The organism is Bradyrhizobium sp. MI1.11 (assembly GCF_055811255.1).
The window spans coordinates 1-23,868 of the sequence record NZ_JBVVPM010000074.1 but is presented as its reverse complement, the minus strand read 5'-3'; the positions used below and the strand labels follow the sequence as shown (position 1 = coordinate 23,868).

At 62.7% G+C, this 23,868-nt stretch carries 22 protein-coding genes and 3 pseudogenes; 16 read left to right on the top strand and 9 right to left on the bottom strand.

All coding sequences use genetic code 11. The annotated features are described in order from the left end of the window. Position 1: 1 nt before the first annotated feature. Both AC0L30_RS38490 and AC0L30_RS38485 read right to left on the bottom strand, forming a co-directional pair. Positions 2-1,274, bottom strand: a pseudogene (locus AC0L30_RS38490) (metallophosphoesterase family protein). A 228-nt stretch (positions 1,275-1,502) separates the two neighbouring features. Then, positions 1,503-1,856: a hypothetical protein gene (locus AC0L30_RS38485; RefSeq protein ID WP_473406451.1), complete on the bottom strand. Its 354-nt coding sequence runs from the start codon at positions 1,854-1,856 to the stop codon at positions 1,503-1,505. Here AC0L30_RS38485 and AC0L30_RS38480 point away from each other — a divergent pair. Together AC0L30_RS38480 and AC0L30_RS38475 are read left to right on the top strand one after the other, a co-directional pair. After that, positions 1,814-2,779, top strand: a pseudogene (locus AC0L30_RS38480) (CHAT domain-containing protein); the annotation flags it as partial. The gene AC0L30_RS38485 and the pseudogene AC0L30_RS38480 overlap by 43 nt on opposite strands. A gap of 300 nt (positions 2,780-3,079) precedes the next feature. Then, the gene (locus AC0L30_RS38475; RefSeq protein ID WP_473406450.1) at positions 3,080-4,696 is read left to right on the top strand and encodes a phosphoenolpyruvate carboxykinase; all 1,617 of its coding nucleotides are present in this window, start codon (positions 3,080-3,082) and stop codon (positions 4,694-4,696) included. A gap of 281 nt (positions 4,697-4,977) precedes the next feature. Here the strand turns inward: AC0L30_RS38475 and scpB are convergent, their stop codons facing one another. Both scpB and AC0L30_RS38465 read right to left on the bottom strand, forming a co-directional pair. Then, complete coding sequence (gene scpB, locus AC0L30_RS38470) at positions 4,978-5,670, bottom strand: SMC-Scp complex subunit ScpB (RefSeq protein WP_473406449.1); 693 nt, start codon at positions 5,668-5,670, stop codon at positions 4,978-4,980. Position 5,671: 1 nt separating this feature from the next. Further along, entirely contained in the window at positions 5,672-6,613 is a 942-nt protein-coding gene (locus AC0L30_RS38465) for a DUF1403 family protein (RefSeq protein WP_473406448.1), read from the bottom strand. A 123-nt stretch (positions 6,614-6,736) separates the two neighbouring features. Between AC0L30_RS38465 and AC0L30_RS38460 the strand changes: the two genes are divergently transcribed. Beyond that, positions 6,737-7,882: a tyrosine-type recombinase/integrase gene (locus AC0L30_RS38460; protein ID WP_473406447.1), complete on the top strand. Its 1,146-nt coding sequence runs from the start codon at positions 6,737-6,739 to the stop codon at positions 7,880-7,882. A 19-nt stretch (positions 7,883-7,901) separates the two neighbouring features. On the opposite strand, the gene AC0L30_RS38455 is transcribed toward AC0L30_RS38460, so the two are convergent. The 5 genes from AC0L30_RS38455 to repA all read right to left on the bottom strand — a co-directional run bounded on the left by AC0L30_RS38455 (position 7,902) and on the right by repA (position 12,546). Then, positions 7,902-8,315 (bottom strand): PIN domain-containing protein, encoded by a 414-nt coding sequence (locus AC0L30_RS38455; protein ID WP_473255947.1) that lies wholly within the window; start codon positions 8,313-8,315, stop codon positions 7,902-7,904. Then, on the bottom strand, positions 8,312-8,560 hold the full coding sequence (locus AC0L30_RS38450) for a type II toxin-antitoxin system VapB family antitoxin (RefSeq protein ID WP_473255948.1): 249 nt from the start codon (positions 8,558-8,560) through the stop codon (positions 8,312-8,314). Before AC0L30_RS38450 ends, AC0L30_RS38455 begins: the two co-directional genes overlap by 4 nt. A gap of 231 nt (positions 8,561-8,791) precedes the next feature. Then, positions 8,792-10,099 carry a plasmid replication protein RepC gene (gene repC / locus AC0L30_RS38445; protein ID WP_473406446.1) on the bottom strand — a complete coding sequence of 436 codons (1,308 nt, stop codon included), beginning with the start codon at positions 10,097-10,099 and terminating at the stop codon, positions 8,792-8,794. Positions 10,100-10,266: 167 nt separating this feature from the next. Then, complete coding sequence (repB, locus tag AC0L30_RS38440) at positions 10,267-11,286, bottom strand: plasmid partitioning protein RepB (RefSeq protein WP_473406445.1); 1,020 nt, start codon at positions 11,284-11,286, stop codon at positions 10,267-10,269. 72 nt (positions 11,287-11,358) lie between these two features. Further along, complete coding sequence (repA, locus tag AC0L30_RS38435; RefSeq protein WP_231146005.1) at positions 11,359-12,546, bottom strand: plasmid partitioning protein RepA; 1,188 nt, start codon at positions 12,544-12,546, stop codon at positions 11,359-11,361. A 401-nt stretch (positions 12,547-12,947) separates the two neighbouring features. On the opposite strand from repA, the gene AC0L30_RS38430 reads away from it, so the two are divergent. The 13 genes and pseudogenes from AC0L30_RS38430 to AC0L30_RS38370 form a co-directional block, all read left to right on the top strand. Further along, positions 12,948-13,514: an acyl-homoserine-lactone synthase gene (locus tag AC0L30_RS38430; RefSeq protein WP_473406444.1), complete on the top strand. Its 567-nt coding sequence runs from the start codon at positions 12,948-12,950 to the stop codon at positions 13,512-13,514. A 17-nt stretch (positions 13,515-13,531) separates the two neighbouring features. Beyond that, on the top strand, positions 13,532-14,500 hold the full coding sequence (gene trbB, locus AC0L30_RS38425) for a P-type conjugative transfer ATPase TrbB (protein ID WP_473406443.1): 969 nt from the start codon (positions 13,532-13,534) through the stop codon (positions 14,498-14,500). Then, positions 14,490-14,864: a TrbC/VirB2 family protein gene (locus AC0L30_RS38420; protein WP_473406442.1), complete on the top strand. Its 375-nt coding sequence runs from the start codon at positions 14,490-14,492 to the stop codon at positions 14,862-14,864. The genes trbB and AC0L30_RS38420 overlap by 11 nt, the downstream gene beginning before the upstream one ends. Then, a complete protein-coding gene (locus tag AC0L30_RS38415; RefSeq protein WP_231146001.1) occupies positions 14,857-15,156 on the top strand; it encodes a conjugal transfer protein TrbD in 300 nt (99 codons plus the stop codon). Before AC0L30_RS38420 ends, AC0L30_RS38415 begins: the two co-directional genes overlap by 8 nt. A gap of 8 nt (positions 15,157-15,164) precedes the next feature. After that, positions 15,165-17,618: a conjugal transfer protein TrbE gene (locus AC0L30_RS38410; protein ID WP_473406441.1), complete on the top strand. Its 2,454-nt coding sequence runs from the start codon at positions 15,165-15,167 to the stop codon at positions 17,616-17,618. Further along, entirely contained in the window at positions 17,611-18,387 is a 777-nt protein-coding gene (gene trbJ / locus AC0L30_RS38405; RefSeq protein ID WP_473406455.1) for a P-type conjugative transfer protein TrbJ, read from the top strand. The genes AC0L30_RS38410 and trbJ overlap by 8 nt, the downstream gene beginning before the upstream one ends. Further along, positions 18,384-18,569, top strand: a complete 186-nt coding sequence (locus AC0L30_RS38400; protein ID WP_473406440.1) for a DUF2749 domain-containing protein — start codon at positions 18,384-18,386, stop codon at positions 18,567-18,569. Before trbJ ends, AC0L30_RS38400 begins: the two co-directional genes overlap by 4 nt. Before the next feature lie 14 nt (positions 18,570-18,583). Continuing rightward, positions 18,584-19,744: a P-type conjugative transfer protein TrbL gene (gene trbL / locus AC0L30_RS38395; RefSeq protein ID WP_473406439.1), complete on the top strand. Its 1,161-nt coding sequence runs from the start codon at positions 18,584-18,586 to the stop codon at positions 19,742-19,744. Between the two features lie 42 nt (positions 19,745-19,786). Continuing rightward, positions 19,787-20,449 (top strand): conjugal transfer protein TrbF, encoded by a 663-nt coding sequence (locus AC0L30_RS38390; protein ID WP_473406438.1) that lies wholly within the window; start codon positions 19,787-19,789, stop codon positions 20,447-20,449. Next, on the top strand, positions 20,446-21,306 hold the full coding sequence (trbG, locus tag AC0L30_RS38385; RefSeq protein WP_473406437.1) for a P-type conjugative transfer protein TrbG: 861 nt from the start codon (positions 20,446-20,448) through the stop codon (positions 21,304-21,306). The genes AC0L30_RS38390 and trbG overlap by 4 nt, the downstream gene beginning before the upstream one ends. Positions 21,307-21,308: 2 nt before the next feature. Continuing rightward, positions 21,309-21,764 (top strand): conjugal transfer protein TrbH, encoded by a 456-nt coding sequence (trbH, locus tag AC0L30_RS38380; protein WP_473406436.1) that lies wholly within the window; start codon positions 21,309-21,311, stop codon positions 21,762-21,764. A 12-nt stretch (positions 21,765-21,776) separates the two neighbouring features. After that, complete coding sequence (trbI, locus tag AC0L30_RS38375) at positions 21,777-23,078, top strand: IncP-type conjugal transfer protein TrbI (protein WP_473406435.1); 1,302 nt, start codon at positions 21,777-21,779, stop codon at positions 23,076-23,078. Between the two features lie 568 nt (positions 23,079-23,646). Next, positions 23,647-23,868 (top strand): annotated as a pseudogene (locus AC0L30_RS38370) (hypothetical protein); the annotation flags it as partial.

Below are 23,868 nucleotides of genomic sequence, written 5' to 3'. Positions count from 1 at the left end.
GCTAGGCACTCTTTTCGGATGAACGGAGCCGCGCAAGCACATCTTCAGTGCCTTCTTTCGCCAGAAGCGCAAGGCCAGCCTTGAAGGCCGCCTCGTCGGCGCCCAGGGTGTCACGGCATTCCCGCGGGAGCTGGGATCTCAGCTCGTTGGCGATTGCGACGAGTTCTGCACGAAAGCCCTCGGACCGAAGCACGTCCTCCTCAATGAGGCGCCGCAGTTCCACGAGCGGATCGGCAGCGAACTCGGTCGTCTCGGTCGCGGAATGGGTGGCCACTTCGAGCTTTTCGATCCAGCACGCGCCGATCAGCGATCCACGATCGTCCGCCTCGGTCTTCAGGAGATCGAGGTCGCGTCGAATACGCCAAGACAACGGGGTGGCGCCGGTCACGCGCAGCCGGACGACGAGATGTTCAGAGGCGACGGCATCACGCGTCTGCTCGAGCGAACGCGTCACAGCAGCTACAAGATCCCCCCAGTCATCGAGGCCGGTGGCGTCGACCGAGACGCGCTCAAATTGTGCGATACTGGTGACACGCTCCTCGATGTGGATGGATCGATCGTCCAGAATGGTGACGAGACTCACCGATTTTGCACCCGACTCATTGATGTCTCGCCCTTGCGGCATGCCCGGCATGACGATCGCGCAGGCTCCTTTCAGGATCGATCGTTTGTGCACGTGGCCCAGCGCCCAATATTGGAAGCCAGTGGCGTGCAAGTCAGCATGACTACAAGGCGCATAAGGATCGTGGCCGGAGGCGCCGGCAAGGCTCGTATGCAAAATGCCGATATTGACGGCTCCGGCGACCGCCGGCTTGTACTTTGCCAGCAAGCTTTCAGGCGCGTGTGGCTGCGCAAAACTTAGACCATGGATGGCGACTGCGAAATGGCCCGCATCTCGATCGACCGCCACGGCTTCAGCGCGTCCGCCGAAGACCTTCACCCGATTCCGGAAAAGTTAATTCCTTCGTTATTCGTGAAAGCGCGTCATGATTGCCGCGAATAATGAAGACACGAATCCCGGCCTGATGTAGCCGCCGCAGCTGCTCGGCCAGGAAACGGGCCGTCTTCATCGACGTCTGATCGCCATCGTAAAGATCGCCCGCCAGGACCAGCGCGTCGACGCGTTCTCCCAGGCACAAATCGACGATCCGCACAAAGGCCCGACGCGTGGCGTTCCCGATTAGGTTGGCAAGATCGGGATTGCGCAGGGCAAGCGAACGAAGCGGAGAATCGAGATGGACGTCCGCGGCGTGGACGAAGCGATACGATGTGATATTCCCCTCCCCCTTATAGCTCAATTGGACTGCCGCGGGCCTAACGGTCAACGTCATAAAAAATGGATCGCCTCCCGGGCGCTAGGACCGGTGCAGGTTTTGCTTCTTTTTCACGGGCGACCGGAGACATATAGCTCCATTGGGCTGAGTGATCGGGCTTGTCTTCCGCTTCTTTTCGCTCGGTGATCTCTGCGATCGCGCGCACCATAGCCTGCCGCGCTTCATCGATTAGCCCCCGCGTCGACGCGTCCAGCCCCTCCAAATCTCCAGTATATCGAGGCCACGGGAATAGTTCTCGAAATGCGATTCGGGATCATCGTTGAGGTCGGCGTCCTCTGCAATAGTCGCTACGCGCATCGGGATGTCAACCAAAGTCTCAGAGCGCAACTTGACACCCAGCGCGACAACTTGCTGCGGCGGCATCAAACGCAGGATTTCATCGTCTTCGAAGAACGATAAATCGAAATTGTCTAAAGCAGTGTCCTGAAGGCGGAGCGCTGTTCGACCCTGATCGTATTCATCCAGCCAACCCAAACGGTAGGCGTAGCCTGCTGGTGGTGCCGTCGGCTGCGCGGACCGCATTGCCGTTTCATCTGCTCGTCACCGAGAAGCCGCAGGCTGCGATCCCCGACACGCTCGAAGGCTATCGAGGTGCCGCCTGGCTGCTGCGGCGTCAGGCCGTCTTGGTGCTGCCGTCGGTGGTCAGCCTGAAATCGCTGCGCGCCTTCGCGCGTCGGGATCAAAGCGTGAAGCCGATGACCGGCTTCGGCGATCCCGTGTTCAATCCCGCACTGGAAGGGCGCGCCGCGAACGGCAAGGTCGCCGCGCGCAGCATCGCGACCATTGCCTATAGCGATTTCTGGCGCGGTGCCGGCGTCGATCGCGCGCGGCTTGCGCAGGCGCTGCCGCAACTGCCCGACACCGCCGATGAGTTAAACGCGGTGGCCAGGGATGTCGGGGCTGCCGAGGCCGATATTCATCTCGGCCGCGACGCCAGCGAGACGACACTCAAGCGTGCAGCGCTTGCTCAATACGGCATCATCTACTTTGCCACCCACGGCCTCGTTGCCGGCGACATCAAGGGACTGGGCGAGCCCTCGCTCGCGCTCTCGATTCCTGATCAGCCGACGGAGCTCGACGACGGTCTGCTCACTGCGAGTGAAGTCGCCCAGCTCAAGCTCAATGCGGATTGGGTTGTGCTGTCGGCTTGCAACACCATCGCAGGCGACAAGCCCGGCGCCGAGGCCCTGTCGGGACTGGCGCGCTCGTTCTTCTACGCCGGTGCGCGCGCGCTGCTGGTCTCGCATTGGGCCGTGGATTCGGAAGCTGCCACCCGCTTGACCACATCGACTTTTGAGCTGCTCAAAAACGAACCAAAAATCGGGCGTGCCGAAGCCTTGCGCCGCGCGATGTTAACCTATGTTGACGACACCTCGTCACCGCGCAACGCCTATCCTGCGATGTGGGGGCCCTTCGCGCTGATCGGCGAAGGCGCGGTACGATAGGGTGGCCTTAGAATTTTCATCGAGACCGTCTTCGGCATTGTGCGCGCAATAACCTTGGGAAACGGCGAAACGCGCATTTGGTTGCGCGATCATTCGTGATTTTTTGATGCGCCTGCTCAGAGCTGACATGCGCGACGTTTGGCGCGGTCCTTGAATAAACCAAATCCTAGGGGATCAGCTTGGCAACGCCAGCGTTCATCAGTATTAGGTCGTTCCAACCGAGGCCGGACGGCCTGTAATCACGGTGACCGCGGCGGCGCCAAGCATGATCGCGCTGAGTGGGTTCTAGGAGGATTTTTCGTGCAAGAGACGGGCGTGCGCAACGGTGCCTTCGGCGCCGACAAATTCGGCTTAAAGAATCTCAAGCAGGTTCACTGGAACCTCGGTGCGCCGCAACTCTATCAATACTCGCTCTCCGCGGGCGAGGCGGTGCTCTCGGCCGATGGCGCGCTCTGCGCCGACACCGGCGAGTTCACCGGCCGCAGCCCCAAGGACAAATTCACGGTGCGTGACGCCACCACCGACAAGAAGATGTGGTGGGCCGGCAACCAGTCGATCACCGCAGAGCAGTTCGAGACGCTCTACCAAGATTTCCTCAAGCACGCCGAAGGCAAGTCGCTGTTCGCGCAGGACCTCTATGGCGGCGCCGATCCGGCGTATCGCATCAAGACCCGCGTCTTCACCGAGCTCGCCTGGCACTCGCTGTTCATCCGCACGCTGCTGATCCGTCCCGAGGCGATCGAGCTCCCGGCGTTCGTGCCCGAGCTTACCATCATCGACATGCCGAGCTTCCGCGCCGATCCGAAGCGCCATGGCTGCAAGTCGGAGAACGTCGTCGCGATCGATTTCGCCCGCAAGATCGTGCTGATCGCCGGCTCCTACTATGCCGGCGAGATGAAGAAGTCGGTCTTCACCACGCTGAACTATTATCTGCCCGAGCGCGGCGTGATGCCGATGCATTGCTCGGCCAATGTCGGCGCCAAGGGTGATGCCGCGATCTTCTTCGGCCTGTCCGGCACCGGCAAGACCACGCTGTCCGCCGATCCGAACCGCACGCTGATCGGCGATGACGAGCACGGCTGGGGCCCGAACGGCGTCTTTAACTTCGAAGGCGGCTGCTACGCCAAGTGCATCAAGCTGTCGCAGGAAGCCGAGCCCGAGATCTACGCCGCCTCGACCCGCTTCGGCGCGGTGCTCGAGAATTGCGTACTCGACGAAGACACCCGGGTGGTCGATTTCGACGACGGCTCCAAGACCGAGAACACGCGCTCGGCCTATCCGCTCGAATTCATCCCGAACGCCTCGCGCACCGGCCGCGCGCCGCAGCCCAAGAACGTGGTGATGCTCGCCGCCGATGCCTTCGGCGTGCTGCCGCCGATCGCCAAGCTCTCGCCGGCGCAGGCGATGTATCACTTCCTCTCGGGCTACACCGCGAAGGTCGCCGGCACCGAGCGTGGTCTCGGCAACGAGCCGCAGCCGGAATTCTCGACCTGCTTCGGCTCGCCCTTCCTGCCGCTCGATCCATCCGTCTACGGCAACATGCTGCGCGACCTGATCGCCCAGCACAATGTCGACTGCTGGCTGGTCAACACCGGCTGGACCGGCGGCAAGTACGGCACCGGCTCGCGCATGCCGATCAAGGTGACGCGCGCGCTGCTGACCGCTGCGCTCGACGGCTCGCTTCGCAACGTCGAATTCCGCACCGACAAATATTTCGGCTTCGCGGTCCCGACCGCGCTGCCGGGCGTGCCGAGCGAGATCCTCAACCCGGTCAACACCTGGAAGGACAAGGACGAGTTCGACAAGACCGCCCGCGCGCTCGTCGACATGTTCCAGAAGAACTTTGCCAAGTTCGAAGCCCAGGTCGACGCCGAGGTCCGCGCCGCAGCGCCGGACGTGAAGCTCGCGGCGGAGTAGTTTCTCTCTGTATGGAATGCAAAGGGCCGTCGTGAGGCCGCCCTTTTTGCTTGTGCATATCTCCTTTTAAGCCAAATTCAAAGCGAAGTACTTCCATCCAGCGCGTTGCAGGATCGCTTCATCTTTGTGATGGCCCCCATAAATGAAGATAGCCGATCGAATCCAGCATTGCCCTTACTTCCGCCCGCCAGCTTTTAAAGTCGATCGCACGGGGCCGCCATGCATCCCCGGCAGCCGCTCACGCGATGAAACCAAGGGGTCGCCTACATTTTGCAGTGCGGCTAGCCCGTCTCTGTCCACTCTGCAGCTTGTTCGTGTTGGTCCTGCTCTTCATCATCTGCCAGGTCGGGATCCGGCAACTCCCCGGCCAGCAGCTTGTCCTTGCTGAGCAGGCCTGCGTCCTCGAGCATGTCCATATCGGGCAGGTCGCGCAGGGTGTCGAAGCCGAAATGCGACAGGAAGCCCTTGGTGGTGACGTAGGTGTAGGGCGCCCCAGGCTGCGGCGCGCGTGGCCCGGATGCGATGAAGCCGAGGCGGCGCAGGTCAGCGATGAGGTCGCGGCTGACCTCCTTGCCGAAGAACTGTGAGAGCTCGCCACGGGTGATCGGCTGGTAGTAGGCGATGCAGATCAGGATCAGGCTCTGCTGCTGCGAGAGCGACCGCAGCTGATCTCCCAACCCGGTCGCGGCCCGGATCGCCTCGGCGAACACTTTCTTGGTGCGGTGCTGCCAGCCGCCGGCGACGGCCACGAGCTCGTACGGCCGGCCGCGCAGCTCATCGCTGATATCGTCGATCAGAAGGTCGATGCTGCAATCGCGGCCGACAACGCGCGCCAGCGCCTCGCGCGGCACCGGCGCGGGTGAGGCGAAGATCACGGCCTCGACCCGGCCCATCCATTCGCGCCAGCGCAGCTCCGGCGGCAGGTCGGCCAGTTCAGTGTCAATCGCCTCGGTCGGGCGCGCGCGCGGTCCCATCTCAGAGCCCGTACAATCGAAAGCTCGGCCGTCCCGTGAGTTCGCGCACGGCACCGAGCGACACCAGCCGCTCGAACAGCCGTCGCGCGCTGCGGTCGCTGGCATTCTCGCCGGCGCCCGCCGCCTGGGCGTCTTCCGTCAGCAGGATCCGTACCATCCGATCGGCGTCGCGGCCGCGCAGCTTCGGTGCGATCTGGAGCAGCCGATTGGCCCGGCGCACGAGGTCGGCGTAGAGCTCCGCGGCGGCAGCGGCGGCGCGTGCATAGGCCAGCGCGCAGGCCGCCAACCAGGCCTCCTCCGGGCGGCCAACCTTGGCTGCGGCGCGCAGATCGGCGCGACGGAGCTGGCTTGCGAGCAGCGGCACGGCCATCGGCCATTTCAGCCGATGGGCGAGCACGACGTCGGCAAGCCACAGGGCCAGCGGTTCGCTGGCGGGGACACGGCGCATGCTCAGCGCCGCGATCTCGGCGGCAGCCGCGACCGCGCTTCCCTGCCCTGCCGCCAGCTTTGCCGCGGCGGTGACGACGTCCGCGAGCGCGTCGTTGCAGCCCAGCTCGAACTGCCTGGACAGCGTGATGATCCAGTCGTCAGGCGCCATGGCGGCGCGCTCGCCGAGATAGCGCCAGGCCTTGAGGATGCGTCCGCCGGGTCCGGGATCATCGGTCTCGCGGCGCAGATACCAATGGTCGCGCAGCCTCGCCTCGTCCTCGGTGCGTCCGCCCTGGCGGGCGAGCACGGCGGCATTGGCGAGCGACAGGCGGTGGCGCCACAACAGGCCGAGCGGGTGGTCGTGACCGGCGATCGGATGGAGCGCGGCCAGCGCGGCGCCGGCGAAAAACGTCGCATCGTCAGCCGCGTCTGCGGATGCGAGCTTCCTCACCCACAGCGGAACGGGCGGGAAGGTCGGCGGCGGGTCAGGGATGATTCGCGGGCGCGAGGACATGGCTGAGCCTAATCCCGTACGGCGCTTTTGGCGATCGATTTCGCATCAAACCGCCGGACCTGTCGCTCGCTCACAACGAATGATAATGTTGCATTATCAGTCGTTTTCCTCATTATGTGGAACATGCCCGAAAGCGCCGCCCGAACCTTCGAAAATCGCCCTCCGCAGGGTTCCGCCCCGCCTGCGCGCCCGGCGACGAGCGACGATCGTGCCGCGGCGCAGACGTCGTTCGACAGCCCTAGCCGCCTCCCCTGCCCTGTTCCGGCGCCGGACTCCGGCCTGCCGGCGCATCTTGAGCGGCTCGCCGATCGCGCCCGCGACTATGTCGACGCAGCCAGCTCGGCGAACACGCGCCGGGCCTACAGCTCCGACTGGAAGCATTTTTCGGGGTGGTGCCGGCGTCAGGGCCTCGAGGTGCTGCCGCCGTCCGCGCAGACCGTCGGGCTTTACATCACCGCCTGCGCCTCCGGCGCTGCGACGGCCGATCGCCAGGCGAATTCGGTCGCGACCATCGAGCGTCGGCTCTCGGCCCTGACCTGGAACTATGCCCAGCGCGGCATGCCGCTGGACCGCACCGATCGGCATATCGCGACCGTGCTCGCCGGCATCCGCAACACCCATGGCGCCCCGCCCCGGCAAAAGGAAGCCGTCCTGCCCGAGGACGTCATCGCCATGCTCGAGACGCTCGATCGCGGCACGCTGCGCGGCTTGAGGGATCGGGCCATGCTGCTGCTCGGCTTTGCCGGCGGCCTGCGGCGCTCGGAGATCGTCGGCCTGGATTGTGGCCGCGACCACACCGAGGAGGGCCGCGGCTGGGTCGAGATCCTCGACAAGGGCATGATCGTCACCCTGCGCGGCAAGACCGGCTGGCGCGAGATCGAGATCGGTCGCGGCTCATCCGATGCGACCTGCCCGATCGTGGCCCTGCAGATCTGGCTGAAGCTCGCCCGAATCGGTCACGGGCCGCTGTTCCGCCGGGTACGGGGCGACGGCAAGGACGTCGGTCCGGATCGCCTGAATGACCAGCAGGTGGCGCGGCTGGTCAAACGCGCGGCGCTGGCCGCCGGGGTGCGCGCTGATCTGCCGGAGGGTGAACGCGAGGGAAAGTTCGCCGGACATTCGCTGCGCGCCGGCCTCGCCTCATCGGCTGAGGTCGACGAGCGCTACGTCCAGAAGCAGCTCGGTCACGCCAGCGCGGAGCAGACCCGCCGCTACCAGCGGCGGCGCGACCGATTCCGGGTCAATCTCACCAAGGCCGCCGGGCTGTGAACCGCGCGGCCGGGGCGGGTTAGAAGTTCCACGGCGAAATCAATTCGAGCCCTGTCGAGGCAAAATCACTGAGATTTCGGGTGGCCAATCTGCCGCCGTTGACGCGGGCGATAGCTGCGATCATCCCGTCGGGGGCCGACATCGGTTGGCCATGGCGCGCCGCCTCTCCCATGAGGTCGCCGTAGGCGAGTGCAGCCGCTTCCGTCAGGCCATAAATCCGATCGGCGAAACGTCGGCGCCAATCGGATAATCCGTGCTCCAGCCGCTCCGCGCGCTGGTCGGGCCTGATCTTCTGAATGCCGAAAGCGATCTCGGCGATCGTGACCGTGGGAAGTGCAAGCTCCGCATCGTGGCGAACCAGCCAGGCGATGACCGCATCGTCAGGGGCCTTCCTCAAAGTCTCCGATATCACATTGGTGTCGAGGAAAATCACAGGTCGGGTCCAGTATGCGGTCGGCGCCCTGCGCGAATCACCGCCTCCAGGTCGATATCCGCGTCCTCACTCGTCCTCAGTCGGGCATAGAATTCCGCGGGCGGTTCGCGCCCAGCGACGCGTTCCTCGTAAGCTTCGAGTGCGCGCTCGACGACGTCCGCGATCGAGCGATTCTCCCGACGCGCCAGACGATGGGCAAGAGCTCGTGCCCTTGCACTGCGGACTGAGAGCTGTGGTTCCGCCATAGCAAAGAGACTCCTCCCGGAGGAATATACGCCTGTGACGGCAAGCCATCAAGATGGCATCTGCTGGCAAGCCATCTCCGGAACTATTGCAAGCGCCTTTCGACACTCAAAGCTTTGGTCACCCCCAGCCGAAGCAATGAGCTCGCCCATTCCGGTGTGAGTTGGCCGCGATCCAGCCCGACTAGCGGTCGGCGCGTCGTTGTCGACCAACCATTCCTGCCGGGCTTTGGCTCATGTCGGGCGTCTGGCCAGCGAGGCGCGCAGTTCGGCGCTGGCGTGCGCCGGCTTTCCCGGCGCAAAGCGAGCGGTCCCGCCCCTCGGCGGGGTTGGTTTCGCGCCGTCCAGCTTGCCCCGCAGCAACGCCATGACCATCGGCCAGACGGAGAACTTACCGCCCTTCGCACGGTCAGTCAGGCTCCGCAGATAGCCGCCAGCACTGCTGATCTGGTCGGCTTTCTGGTGGATCGCCGCGAGCGTAATCGCGGCCTGCTGGTCACCGAGCACATCCTTGGCCTCGCGCCACGCACTCGGACTGATTCCCAGCATCGGCCGGGCAAGTTCGGCGGCGGCCAGCAAATCCTTCCAGTGCCGGATTTCGCCGCCTTTGATCAGCCAGCGCATGTTCGGACAAGCATCCAGCACAATTCCCAAGGGGAGCTCACGCTTCGGCAAGCGCCGCAGGTTGTGGTCCGCCGCGAGGGTGCCGCCCGCTTCATCTTCCTTCGCCGGGCCTCTTTCAGATTCAGATGGAATATCTGGATTTGAATTCTGTATGTGGCAACCGGAATGGGACTCATTGCCATCCAGATTCTGTGTTTTTGCAAATGTTTCCAGCAGCTCCCGTATCTCGCGCCAGAGCGCTTCCATCTCACCGCCGATGCTTTCCAGGAGCTGCCGTGGGGCGGTCCGCGGAATCCGCCCGGCAATCGCCTGGTAGACCTGCTGAAACCGCTTCCAGTTTCCGGGCACGCTTTCCTCGAGCCCGGCCTCGATCATCTTCACGATGTCGCGACGCAGGATGGTGAGCCGTTCCTTGGCAACGCGGAAAGCCTTCTTCTCGGCCTGCACGGTCGCCGCCAGCGTCTTGTACTCCTCGGCGCGGGCCACCATCGGGGCCAGGTCGAAGCCGTAGGCTTGCTCGATCTGTCCGCCCTGCCCCTTGCGAGCAAAGCGCTTGCCGTTCGGACTATCCCGGCGAATGATCAGACCGCAGTCGACCAGAACGGCGAGATGCCGGCGCAGCGTCGTGGGCGGCATCCCGTTGGCCCGCGCCATCAGCTGCTCGTTGGACGGCCAGACGATCAGCTCGCTGTCGGCCTCAAGCGCAATCTCCGGATGAAATGACAACAACGCGTGCAGGATCGCAAGCGCACGGTCGGTCGCCCCGAGAACCTGGCGCGCCTCCTTGATGTGCTGGAACACGTGCCATTTGTGAACAATCGCCGCCTCCGGCTTTGCCTTCGCCGCCAGCTGGCTTGAAATCATCCCAAGCGTCATCGGCCGGCGCCCAAAGGGCGTCGTTGATAAGGGTGTCTGCATTTTCCTCCACCTGTTGCTAGGCAAAAGAAGTCAGCCCTCCAAAACGAGCGCATTCCTGCGTTCCTTGGACTTGACACCGATTCGCGGAAGTGGGATTCTGTCAGCTGCCAGACTAAACAGAGAAGGGCTTCCGGAACCTCGTTTCGGGGGCCTTTTTCTTTTGCGGGTTAGCCTCCAGTCTCCTGTGAGATCGTCTCTCTGCGAAAAGCCTCGTAAAGTTGATCGAGGTTTTCCGACAGATACTCGCCGAACGCGCGGGCGTCAGATGTCTTTGCCTTCAGCGCCAACGTGAACTTCTTTCCCTCGGCCGAAATTTCCGCCGAGAGCGCACTATCCTGGGGGGCCCAGCTTCGCTTGATTGTCTGGTTCTGCTTGCGCGAGGGCTTCGACTTCAGTTTGCGGACCAGACAGTCGAACCGTGCGTCACTCGACAACGCGGAAAAGGCCTCTTCCCCAATAATCTCCAGACCGCGCTCCTGGTTGGCCGGACTGTCGAGCAGCAGCTTCAACTCATACCAGCGATCGCGGCCAACATTCTTGGCTTGGCCGATGGCCTGCAAGATGGGGGAGGGCAGGCCTGCGACCGACAGCATCTTCGAGAGTGTCGTTCGGTCGATCGAGAGCGCACTCAGAATAGTTGCATTGTCGTCGTCATAATGGAGACGCACAACGTCCGCGGCGAACAGGGCACGATCGATAAAGGGGATGTCCGCACGGGCGGCATTCTCCTGACCTAGCGCAAGCACATGCTCTCGATCCTCGATGTCCTTGACGACGGCGCGCACCTTTCTGCCGAGGGCCTGAGCGACCTTCCAGCGGCGATGTCCGAACACCACCATGTAGCGGCCGGCCGACTTTGGATTCGGCCTGACCAGAATAGGGGAGTCCTGGCCGCGCTCACGAATTCGCTCCAACAGCAGGTTGAAGTCGCCCTCATCGTCGGAACGTCTATCTCGGACGAACGAAGCCTCGATCAACTCAGGCTCGAGCTCAACGACCGTTTCCCCCTCCACGAGCCTGTCAGCCCTGGCAGCAAGCTCATCAAGTGAATTGAGGAGGGAGCGCGAAGCGCCTTTGGCCGCATAGTCGGACACGGGACGGGACAGCCGTTTGTTATCGGTGGCGAATTCATCAACTCCATGCGGCCTACTATCAAGAATGTTAGCAAAGGGGTTTTTACGAGCCATGACTAAGCCTCCTCTTTCCCCTTACCCTCTTGAAGTCGCGAAGATTTTCGGCGGTTTTGACTGCGGTCAACATTAGAGACGCCCCCATGCCCGGTGGATCAACGCCTGAACTTCGAAATTCACCGCGTCCAGTGCCTCGATAGCGCGATCGTAGGTGTCCCGATTGAAGCTTCCGCGTTCGACCTCATACAGGCTCTGCTTCGTCAGCCCCGCGTCCGATATGGCCGTCGACTTGAGCATCGGGTTCTTGAGAATCTCCTCCGCGAGCATCGACTGCATGAAGCCCAACATTTGGGTTTGCGGAATATCCGTGGGCTCGAATCGGGTGATCAAATATCGAAGCCAGTCAATGTTGACCGCCGCTCCCTTCTCCCGGATCGCCCTGACGAAATTTCCGAGCATCAATAGGAACTGGCTCATCGACATGAGATCGAGCATCTGTGGGTGGACGGTGATAAGAACAGACGTAGCAGCAGTGAGCGCCGTCAGCGTCAGGAAGCCGAGTTGCGGTGGGCAATCGATCACGACGATATCGAATCGATCGTCCACTTCCTCAAGCGCGCGCCCGAGGCGTTCATAGAACCGCTTGCCCTCATTCGAGCTCTGCATCGACAGTGGCGTATCGTATTCATATTCCTGAAGTTCAAGGTTTGCCGGAATGATCTCCAGCAAAGGGAAATTGGTCGGCCGGATGACCTCCGCAACTGGCCGACGCTTTTCGTCGTATCGGATAGCGTCATACAGCGACGGATTTCGATCGAGCTCTGGCTGAAAACCATGGAGGGCCGAGAGTGAGGCCTGCGGATCGAGGTCGATTGCGAGCACACGATGTCCGGTCAGCGCGAGATGCTGACCCAGATGGGCGGCTGTCGTGGTCTTGCCAGAGCCGCCCTTGAAATTGACGACCGCGATAACCTGAAGCTTCTCGCCGGGCTTGCGGACGGGGACGTATTTCTTCGCGTCTGATCGTCCGTTCTTATCGAGGTAGTGCCGGAGTTCTATCATCTGTTCCGCGGTATAGAAACGTCTTCCACTACCTGCGATCGTGGGCTCCGGGCCTTTCTTTTCTAGATGGAGTCTCTTGAGGTTGTTGGGGCTGACGCCGAGATAGTGCGCGACTTCCGACATCGGGAACAGGCGGAGCGTCTTCTTCGCGTCCGGTGGAAATTTTTCCAGTCGAAGCTGGTCGAGCTTCCGCGAGATCTCGTCGCCCTGCGCAAGGATTTTCTCGTCGAATTCGAATTTCGGGAGCAGTCCCATCCTAGCCCGTCCTGCCTAGAAAATAGCGCTATCAGGGGCGAAAGGCCCCAGTCAGGCGCCAGTATGGGGGATTCGGGCTGCGCGGCAAGTAATTTAAGGTTAACAACATCTTAACAGGTGTTCTTAGTCGCGCAGGACGAGGAGGTGATTCGTTCGAATTAGTTCAGTATTATTCAACACTTACACTGCGCCCTCAGAGTGCGGTCGCGCCGTTTTTCGCCCCGTTATTTCTACAGTCAAAGCGCGACCGTTTTGGCGCGCCTAGGGCTGCGAACCGGCCAAACTCGACACCCAAGACGCGACTCGCGCGACCGAAGCTCACCGGCCCCCGTTAATTCAACAGAGGACACACACTGGCGCAGCGTGCTGATTTGCCTCCGAACGCGATGGAGGATTCGGCGATGCGGGCGATTGCGATTGATGCCGACGAACACCGCAGGTGCGGGCCTCTGGCGGATGAGATGCATCTGTGCCGCGGCCAAATGTTCGCCGGTCGGCTTGGTTGGCGAGTTAACGTCGGCCGCAGCCGCGGGCGCGCGCGGAACGAATACGACGCGCTGGATCCGGCGCTGCTGCACCGCGGCGATCTTGCCAGCTGTACCCGTCTCATTACGACCACGGCCCCGAGCGTGCTGTCGCACACCTTCGCGATCGAGAGCTCGCAAGTGGTGGTCGACACGGGAGGCAAGAGGAAGGGAGGCCAGCGCCTGCGTCGAACAGCCCTGACACGTTTCGCAAGGATCATCGAATCGACGTCGAAGGGCGACGAGATCGCCAGGGCAACGGGATCTGCGGGGCCGACGCATCCTGCAACTGGCGGGCTGGCCGGCAACCCGCTTTGGGGCGTGCAGAGCGGAGAGGCCATGAACGTCACCAGGATACTATCCGACTACTCGGCGCGCTTCGAACGGGTCTGTCCGCCTGGATATCCATCCGGACTGCGCCGCCTTCAGCGCCTCGCTGCCTGAGCGAGGCGGCGATTTCCATGGCCGAACTTCGTTCGCATCCGCGGCTTGTCCGCAAACTCCAGGACGCCCTCGGCGACCAGATCTGCGCCGCCCTCGATGATCCGGCTGTCGTCGAGGTGATGCTTAATCCAGACGGCCGGCTATTCATCGAACGGCTCGCCCACGGCATGGTAGCCGCCGGGAACATGGCTGCCGCAACGGCCGAGATCATCATCGGCAGCGTGGCCCATGCGCTGCAATCGGAAACCGACGACGAGCGTCCAATCGTTTCAGGGGAACTGCCGATGGGCGGTCATCGCTTCGAAGGTCTGCTGCCGCCCGTCGTCGGTGCCCCCACATTCACAATCCGCAAGCGGGCTTCACGTCTCTTCGATCTCGAGGATTACGCCACCCAGGGGTTTATGACGGCCGATCAGCTGGCGGTCATCCGCAACGCGATCGCATCGCGCCTGAACATCGTGGTGTCGGGCGGCACGGGCTCGGGTAAGACCACACTGGCCAATGCCGTGATCGCCGCGATCATCGCGCACGCGCCGGAACACCGGCTGGTTATTCTCGAAGACACGGCCGAGATCCAGTGCGTCGCTGAAAACGCCGTCTCGCTTCACACCAGCGACACCGTCGATATGGCGCGCTTGCTTAAGAGCACGATGCGGTTGCGCCCCGACCGCATCATTGTGGGAGAGGTGCGCGACGGCGCGGCCCTCACGCTGCTCAAGGCGTGGAACACCGGCCATCCCGGCGGCATCACGACCATCCACGCCAATAGCGCGATCTCGGCGCTGCGCCGTCTCGAGCAGCTCACCGCCGAAGTCAGTCACCAGCCCATGCGCGAGGTCATTGGCGAGGCGGTCGATCTGATTGTCTCGATCGAACGAACGGATCGCGGCCGCCAGGTCCGCGACGTGCTTCATGTCGAGAGCTTCTCGGCGGGCCAATACCAAACGCAATCCTATACTCGCAAGGAGGAGCGCCATGTCGCTTAATCGGTCAATGCTTGTAGCTGGCGGCGCCCTGCTGCTGACATGCGTGATGTTGGACCCAGTTTCTGCGTCGAGCGGCGGCGGCAATCTCCCTTGGGAGAGCCCGCTTCAGCAGATCCAGCAATCGATCACGGGTCCCGTGGCCGGCTTCATCGCGCTTGCGGCCGTGGCTGTTGCGGGCGGCATGCTGATCTTCGGCGGCGAGCTCAACGATTTCGCGCGGCGCCTCATGTATGTCGTGCTGGTCGCCGGTATTCTTCTCGGTGCAACACAAATCGTCGCCCTGTTCGGCGCCAGCGGCGCGTCAATCGCTGAGGCCGCGCGCACCGTGATCCCCAGAGGGGCAGGGCACGTCGGTCATGGCTGAGCTTGGCGCCAATCTTCGACGCAATCGTATCCACCGCGCGCTGTCGCGGCCGAACCTGCTGTTCGGCGCCGACCGCGAGCTCGTGCTGTTGGCCGGCCTTGCCGCGGTTATCCTGATCTTCGTCGTGCTTACCTGGTACGCGGCAATCCTCGGCGCTGTGATCTGGATTGTTGTGGTGGCAGCGCTGCGGATGATGGCGAAGGCCGACCCGATGATGCGGCGGGTCTATGCCCGTCACATCTCCTATCGGCCATACTACCGGGCGACCTCGACGCCCTGGCGTCGGTACTGAGGTCGCCCATGGTTGCGCTGCACTGTTTCCGTCATTCTGGCCCGTCCTTTGCCGATCTCGTGCCTTATGCCGGGCTGGTCGGGAACGGAATCGTGCTGCTGAAGGACGGCTCGCTGATGGCGGGCTGGTATTTTGCCGGGCCGGATTCGGAAAGCTCGACCGATGCCGAACGCAACGAGGTCTCGCGCCAGATCAACACCATCCTGGCGCGCCTCGGCTCCGGCTGGATGATTCAGGTCGAGGCGGTGCGGGTGCCGACCACGGCTTATCCGCCGCGGCAGGACTGCCATTTTCCCGACGCCGTGACCCGGTCGATCGACGACGAACGCCGCAATCGGTTCGAGCAGGAGAGGGGTCATTATGAGAGCCGGCATGCGATGATCCTGACCTGGCGCCCGCCCGAACGCAGGCGCGCGGGTCTCGCGCGCTACATCTACTCCGACGTGGAAAGCCGGTCGGCCCCCTATGCCGATACCGCGATCGACAGTTTCCGCACCTCGATCCGCGAGGTCGAGCAGTATTTCGCCAGCGTCCTGTCCATCCGGCGCATGGAAACGCGCGAGGTCGAGGAGCGCGATGGCACGCGCATGGCACGCTACGATGAACTGTTCCAGTTCATTCGCTTCTGCATCACCGGCGAGAACCATCCGATCCGCTTGCCGGATATCCCGATGTATCTCGATTGGCTGGCGACGGCCGAGCTCCAGCATGGTCTGTCGCCAATGGTCGAGAACCGCTTTCTCGGCATCGTGGCGATCGACGGTTTTCCGGCCGAGAGCTGGCCGGGAATTCTCAACTCCCTAGACCTGATGCCGCTGACCTATCGCTGGTCGTCGCGTTTCATGTTCCTCGACGACCTGGAGGCGCGGCAGAAGCTCGAGCGCACCCGCAAGAAATGGCAGCAGAAGGTTCGCCCCTTCATCGACCAGCTCTTCCAGACACAAAGCCGCTCGATCGATCAGGATGCGGCCGCCATGGTGGCCGAGACCGAGGATGCGATCGCGGAAGCCACTTCGCAGCTCGTCGCCTACGGCTATTACACGCCGGTCCTCGTCCTGTTCGACGAGAGCAACGCGCGCTTGCAGGAGAACGCTGAGGCGGTCCGTCGCCTGATCCAGGCGGAAGGGTTTGGCGCGCGCATCGAAACCCTCAACGCGACGGAGGCGTTTCTCGGCAGCCTGCCGGGCAATTGGTACGCGAACATCCGCGAGCCGCTCATTAACACGCGCAACCTGGCGGATCTGATCCCCCTCAATTCGGTGTGGTCGGGCAATCCAACCGCATCATGCCCGTTCTATCCGCTTGGCTCCCCACCATTGATGCAAGTCGCATCCGGCTCGACCCCCTTCCGGCTGAACCTGCATGTCGACGACGTCGGCCATACCTTGGTGTTCGGACCGACAGGCTCAGGCAAATCGACCCTGCTTGCGCTGATCGCAGCGCAGTTTCGGCGTTATGCCGGCGCGCAGATCTTCGCTTTCGACAAAGGCTGTTCGATGTTGCCGCTGACGCTGGCCGCCGGCGGCGACCATTATGCGATCGGCGGTGATGGGGTGGACGGCGCGGCAGCGCTCGCCTTTTGTCCGTTGTCCGACTTATCGACGGATGCCGATCGCGCATGGGCGGCGGAATGGGTGGAGACGCTCGTCGCGCTGCAAGGCCTCGTTATCACGCCCGATCATCGCAACGCCATCTCGCGGCAGGTCGGGCTGATGGCCGAGGCACGCGGACGCTCTTTATCTGATTTCGTCTCGGGCGTGCAGCTGCGCGAGATCAAGGACGCGCTGCACCACTACACGGTGGATGGTCCGATGGGCCAACTGCTCGATGCCGAGAGCGACGGCTTGCTGCTCGGCTGCTTCCAGACTTTCGAGATGGAGCAACTGATGAATATGGGCGAGCGCAACCTCGTCCCGGTCCTCACATACCTGTTCCGGCGAATCGAGAAAAGGCTGTCTGGCGCGCCAAGCCTCATCATCCTGGATGAGGCCTGGCTTATGCTCGGCCATCCCGTCTTCCGCGACAAGATCCGCGAATGGCTGAAGGTGCTGCGCAAGGCCAATTGCGCGGTGCTGCTCGCCACGCAATCGATCTCGGATGCGGAGCGCTCCGGCATCATGGACGTCCTGAAGGAAAGCTGCCCAACGAAGATCTGCCTGCCTAATGGCGCCGCGCGCGAGCCTGGCACGCGCGAGTTCTACGAGCGCATCGGCTTCAACGAGCGCCAGATCGAGATTGTCGCGACTGCCGTCCCCAAGCGCGAATACTACGTCGCCTCGCCCGAGGGGCGCCGGCTCTTCAACATGGCGCTCGGTCCTATCACGCTGTCATTCGTCGGCGCGTCCGGCAAGGAGGATCTGAAGCGCATCTTGTCGCTGAAGAACACCGGGGCCTATTGGCCCGTTCACTGGCTCAAGGAAAGGGGGATCGGGCATGCTGAGACGCTTCTCGCCGATGTCTAGGGCGCTCATCCTTGGCGTGATCGTCGGATCAGCGCCGGCCGGTCCGGCATTGGCCGGCGCCGCGGCCGGCGGCGCCACCGAGTTCACGCAAATCCTGAACAACGCCGAGCTGGTCAGCCTGGTCGGCCACTCGACTACGCAGATCGACAACCAGATCCAACAGATCTCGCAGCTCGCCCAACAGATCCAGAACCAGCTGAGGATCTACGACAATATGCGGCAGAACACAGCCCAGCTGCCCTCGCATGTCTGGGGGCAAGTGGAGGCCGATCTGAAGCAACTCCAGAACATCGTCAAGCAGGGCCAGGGCATGGCCTTCTCGATGGGCAACATCGACGACGTGCTCAAGCAACGCTTCCAAAGCTACGGCCAGCTCAAGACCAATCTGTCGAATGGCGCGAGTTTCGCCTCGAGCTACCAGACCTGGTCCACCACAAACCGCGACACGATCTCGAGCACGCTACAGGCGGCGGCGCTCACCTCAGAGCAATTCGCAACCGAGAATTCGACCATGACGCAACTCCAAATGGCCTCGGAAAGTGCCGACGGGCAGATGAAGGCCCTGCAGGTCGGGCATGAGATTGCAACGCAGGAGGTCGCCCAAATGCAGAAGCTCCGGGGGCTCATCGCGCAGCAGACCACGATGATGGCGACATGGTATCAGTCCTCGCAGGCAGCTAAGGACCTGTCGCAGGCGCGCCGCGAGCAATTCTTCGACGCGACCGCACCAGCCACCTCAGGGGGCCAGACCATGGAGCCGCGCTGGTGAGACCATCGACGATCATCCTCGTCCTCGCCGCGATCGGGATCAGCGCCGCCGGTGCGTCGCTGTTGCTCGCACCGCGCACGCCAATCCCGGCGCACGGGACTGGCTCGGGCGGCGATCACTTCGTCAAACCTCCCCAGGACTACAAGACCTCCGGCGGCCAGCTGATGAAACCGCGATGGTAGGGCAGGGGAGCGGGGTGCGTGGTCTCAGACCGGGGCTCGTCCTCATCCTTGCGGTCGCCATCGTCGTGGCCGCGCATCCTGCCCTGGCGCAGCAGGACGGCAGCGTTCTCACGACGCTGGAGAATTCGGTGATGACCGCCGCCAAGGGCTGGCAAACGACGGTTATGCAGGCCGCCAAATCGCTATTCTGGATCCTGGCTGGGATCGAGGTCGGCCTGGCCGCAGTCTGGCTCGCCATTGGGACCGCCGCCCTCGATGCGTGGTTCGCCGAGATGGTGCGGCGGATCATGTTCATCGGGTTCTTCGCCTTCGTCCTTGAGCAGGGCCCGAATTTCGCGAAAGCGGTCGTCGACAGCCTGTATCAGATCGGTGCTGGCCACGGCTCGGCCTCGCCGGCGGACGTGTTCAATGCCGGGCTCAAGGTCGCCTCCGCGATGTCGCAGAATGCGCAGTTCGGCCTGTTCCAGGACAATGCACTGGCGATCGCCTCGGTGTTCGCAATGGTGATCGTCGTGATCTCCTTCTCGCTGGTCGCGGCGATCTTCGTCGCGGTGATGGTGGAGATGTATGTCGGCCTGCTCGCCGGCATGATCATGCTTGGTCTCGGCGGCTCGTCCTTCACCAAGGATTTTGCCATCCGGTATCTCGTTTACGCCTTCTCCGTCGGCATGAAGCTGATGGCGCTGGTCATGATCGCCAAGATCGGCTCAGACGCCTTGCTGAACCTTGCCAACCAGACTGGCACGGGCAAAGACGCCTTCGTCGGCACGCTGGCGATCGGTGGCATCTCCGTCGTCGTCTTCATCATCTCGATGTACGTGCCGAGCATCGTCCAAGGCGTCGTCCAGGGCGTCTCGGTCGGCAGCGGCATGGAAGTGATCAAGCATGCGGGACAGGGGGCGAGCTTCGCGGCGGGCAGCGCCGCCCTCGCGATGGGAGGCGCCAGGGCAGGGGCGGCTGGCTTCAGCTCCGCGCGTGGCGACGGCGCCTCGTTCGGCGCCGCCGCTCTCAAGGCGATGACGCAAAGCATCGGCTCGGCGGGCGGCGCACTCGCCTCGGCGGCGCGTGACAAGGCCATCGGCGCACCGGGCTCCTTCGGCGCGTCCACGCTTGGCCTCGCCAATGCCAAGCTCGATCAGAAAGCCGCCCAGAAAAGCTCGACCGACAAGCCGTGAGCTAGCCGATCTAACAGATGACGACCGGAGGTTCTTTTTCGAATGGCTGCGCCTAATCCGCCTAGCAATCCTTATCTTGCCGCTCGTCAGGAATGGAACGAGCGCTACGGCTCCTATGTGAAGGCGGCCGCAGCTTGGCGCACCATCGGCATCCTCGCCATGGTCATGGCTGTGATCGGCTTCACCTATGCGCTGTTCCAGAGCACGCAGGTCAAGCTCGTGCCCTACATCGTGGAGGTCGACAAGCTCGGCACCGCCGCGAGCGCCGGCTATCCGCAGCAAATCGAATATGCGGATTCGCGCGTGGTACGGGCGACGCTCGGAAGCTTTGTTGCGAACTTCCGATCGGTGACGCCCGATGCGGTCGTGCAGAAGCAATATATCGATCGGACCTACGCGCTGCTGCGGACCTCCGATCCCGCCACGCAGAAGATCAATGACTGGTTCCGGAGCAACTCGCCGTTCGAGAAGGCCAAGACGGCGACGCTCGCCGTCGAGGTCAACAACATCGTCGCTCTGTCCAACCAGTCTTATCAGGTCGACTGGACCGAATTCGAGCGCGACCGGAAGGGCAAGGGAACCGGGGAGCACCGCTTCCGCGGCATCGCCACGGTCACGCTGACCCCACCCCAGGACGAGCAGACGATCCGCTTCAATCCAATCGGCCTTTACCTGCGTGATTTCGACTGGACGGCACAATTATGAGACCGTCGGGGATACCGGTGCACCTACACACGACCAGAGTTCATAAATGCCTAGTTCTCGCCGCATCCGCCTGCAGCTTGCTGCTTGCCGACATCAGCGCAAATGCCCAGTCGATGACCGCGAAAGAACGAAAGGGCACGAGCATCTCAAAACAGTGGCGCGGATCGACCGGCCTCGTGACGCGAGGCGCGGACGGCAAGGTCGTCTTCTTGTTCGGCGAGGTCCAGCCCTCCGTCATGTGTTCGCCGCTCGAGGTCTGCGACATTGAGCTCGAGCCCGGCGAGGTCGTTCGCGATGTGCTGGTTGGGGACACCGTGCGCTGGAAGGTCGAGCCAGCGACGTCTGGAGCGGTCGGCGGACAAGCCATCCACTTGATCGTCAAGCCGTCGGAGCCAGGGCTTGTGACCTCAATGGTGGTAACGACCTCGCGGCGGACCTATCACATCCAGCTCAAGTCGAATGCAAGCCAATATATGGCACGGGTCGGCTTCGAATACCCAGAAGCAGTCGGCAGCCGGCTGGCGGACGTCAACGCGCGTATTGGCAGCGAGGTGATTCCGGGCGCTGGCGTTCCTGCCGAGCAGTTGAACTTCGGCTACAGCATAAGCGGCAGTGCGTCCTGGCGGCCGACACGTGTCTACAGCGATGGCGTGAAGACTTACATCCAGTTTCCATCGTCGCTATCGGGGCAGGATGCACCAGTCCTGTTCGTCGTCTCGGGTGGCGAGAATCGCATCGTCAACTACCGGCTGAAGGGCGACATGATGGTGGTCGACTATCAGATCGACACCGCCATTCTGGTCTCCGGCGTCGGCTTTTGGAACCAAGACAAAGTGACGATTCGGAGGGGAGGCTGATCATGCGGCAGGTCTCCTCGATGCCTCGGCTTATCCTTTTGTCTATGCTCAGTCTCCCGCTGCTCGCCGGCTGCGCGTCGTTCGGCGGCCGCGCCCTGGTGGCGAGCTCGGCGCCATCAGATCTGTCGGGCCCGGCGGCTTCGGCGATCGCCGGCGACCTGGTGACGAAATTCGCGGAGCAGGTCGGGCCCGGCGCTGGCACGATCATCCTGAAAGTCGACGGCTCGCCCTTCGGCCAGGCGCTGGAGACCTCGCTCCGGAACTCGGGATATGCGGTTGCCACCGATCAGAAGGCCGGCGAGGAGAAGACCATTCAACTCGCCTATGTGATCGACTCCTACAACGGACAGGTCCTGGCGCGCTTATCGACCGGCAATATCGAGCTCGGCCGCGCCTATGCCGCGACGGCCGCCGGGGCATCGCCGACCAGCCCTCTCTCCGTCATGCAGCGCGGCTAGAGGAGGGCAGTCATGGTGCAATCACTGAAGCTCGGCAGTCCCGAGGCAGAGGCCGGCAGAGGCATCCGGCGCCTCAACCGGCTGCCGATCATCGTTGCGATCGTGCTGGTGATCGTATTCTTCGCCGTCATCTCCTACGGCCTGACCTCGCGCGGGCTGTATTTTCGTCGCGAGGCCGGCATCGACAACGCATCATCCAATCCGGCATCGACCTACGCCGATCAACTCAAGAAGGGGGTCTCAAACGGCATCATTGGCGACCAACAGGAAGCACAGACATTCCAACCGGCACCGGCGCAGCCCGAATCCCCAAAGCCGGCAAGCAATCCCTTCACCGGCCCGCAGCGGGCGGAGCCGGCTGGCTCGCAACTCGAGTCGGAGCGGCTGTGGCGGGCGCGTCTTGAGCGGGAGGCACATGAACAATATCTGCGGGAGCGGCAGCGCGAGCGCATGGCGCGCGTGCAGGCGAACAATGCGGCCTATGACTCACCGCTCGCCGTCAACGTCAGCAAGCTGCAAACAACGAGCGCACCGATGAACAATGCGCCACCATCGCAGACGACCATAACACCCGGTCCTGCACACGGTACCCCCGACCTTTATGCGGCGGCGCTTGGGGCGGGCCTCAGTACCCAGACTATCGATCCGAACAGGCAAGCTGCGAAAGAGCAGTTTTTCAACGCGGACCTCAAGAAGCTCGGCTATCTTCAGAGCAAGGTGGTCGCGCCGACATCCACCTACGAACTGAAACGCGGTTCCGTCATTCCCGCGACGCTGATCACCGGCATCAACTCCGATCTTCCCGGTCGCATCACCGCCCAGGTCAGCCAAAACATCTACGACAGCGCCACAGGGCATCAGCTGCTGATCCCACAGGGCGCCAAACTGATGGGACGGTACGATTCCAAGGTTGCATTCGGACAAAGCCGCGTCCTCGTGGTCTGGACTGACATCATCTTCCCGAACGGCTCGACCCTGCAGATCGGAGGCATGGCAGGCACGGACGCGGAAGGCTACGGTGGCTTCAATGATGAGGTCGACAACCATTATGTCCAGGTCTTCGGATCCGCGATCCTGATTGCCGCCATCGGCGCGGGCATCGATATGTCGGTGCCGACGAGTTCGGCGTATGGGTATCGGCAGACACCCTCCGACGCCGCCCGGAACAGCTTTGCAGAGACGTTTGGCCGGGTCGTAGAACAGACGATTGGCAAGAACCTCAACGTCCAGCCCACACTGGAGATTCGGCCGGGCTATATCTTCAACGTCCTCGTCGATCAGGACATGGTCTTTCCCGGCACTTACCGCGGATAAGACTTCAAGTATGAACGTCTGTTGGCGGGGTTTGGCCGTAGATCAATGTCGGGAAGCTGAGGGTGGTTGAAGCGTTCCCTGCGCATTTAGGGCGCGATCGAGGCGAGCGGCACCGCGCAACTCGTCTAGCCGACGGAAGAGAACTGCAAGACGCAACCATTTTGATCGATGTTGCGGGACACTCGAGTCCAGTGCCATCTGCATCGCTTGTAGCGCGCATTCTGCATATTCCACTTCCTCAAACGCCATTTAAGCCTCTCCCGGAACCGAAACGCGGGATTTAAGGCGGTCCTCCCGAATAATCTATCCGTAAGGTAACGGACGCTTGACAACAAAGAAAAGCCCCAGCCGGTCAGACCGGGTTGGAGGCTGAGTCAGATTGGCACCTATCTGGCGCGGTGCCGGCTTCCTCGATGTAGTTCCACCGGAACTCAGGTATTCTGCGCAGTTTTGGACACTTCCCGGAACGAACGACCGTCGCCAGAGTCATTCCGCATTGGCTTAGATGCGGAGTTTGGGCGTGCCATCTGACGAATACTATCTGCGATAAGCCGAAGTCACGGCGCGCATGGCACTAGCGGAGTCCGACCCGGACAAGGCCGAAGCTCTTCACATGCTCGCGCTCAGATACTTTGAAAAGGCCGAGAAGGCGGAAGCAGGACGGATGACTCCCGCCTACCAGATTCCCGACGGCGCGAAAGATCGCGACTGGGGGAAGAAGTATGCAGGCTTGATGCCCTCGGAGATGAAGCGGCTGCGTCAGCTTGAGGAAGAGAACGGGAAGCTGAAG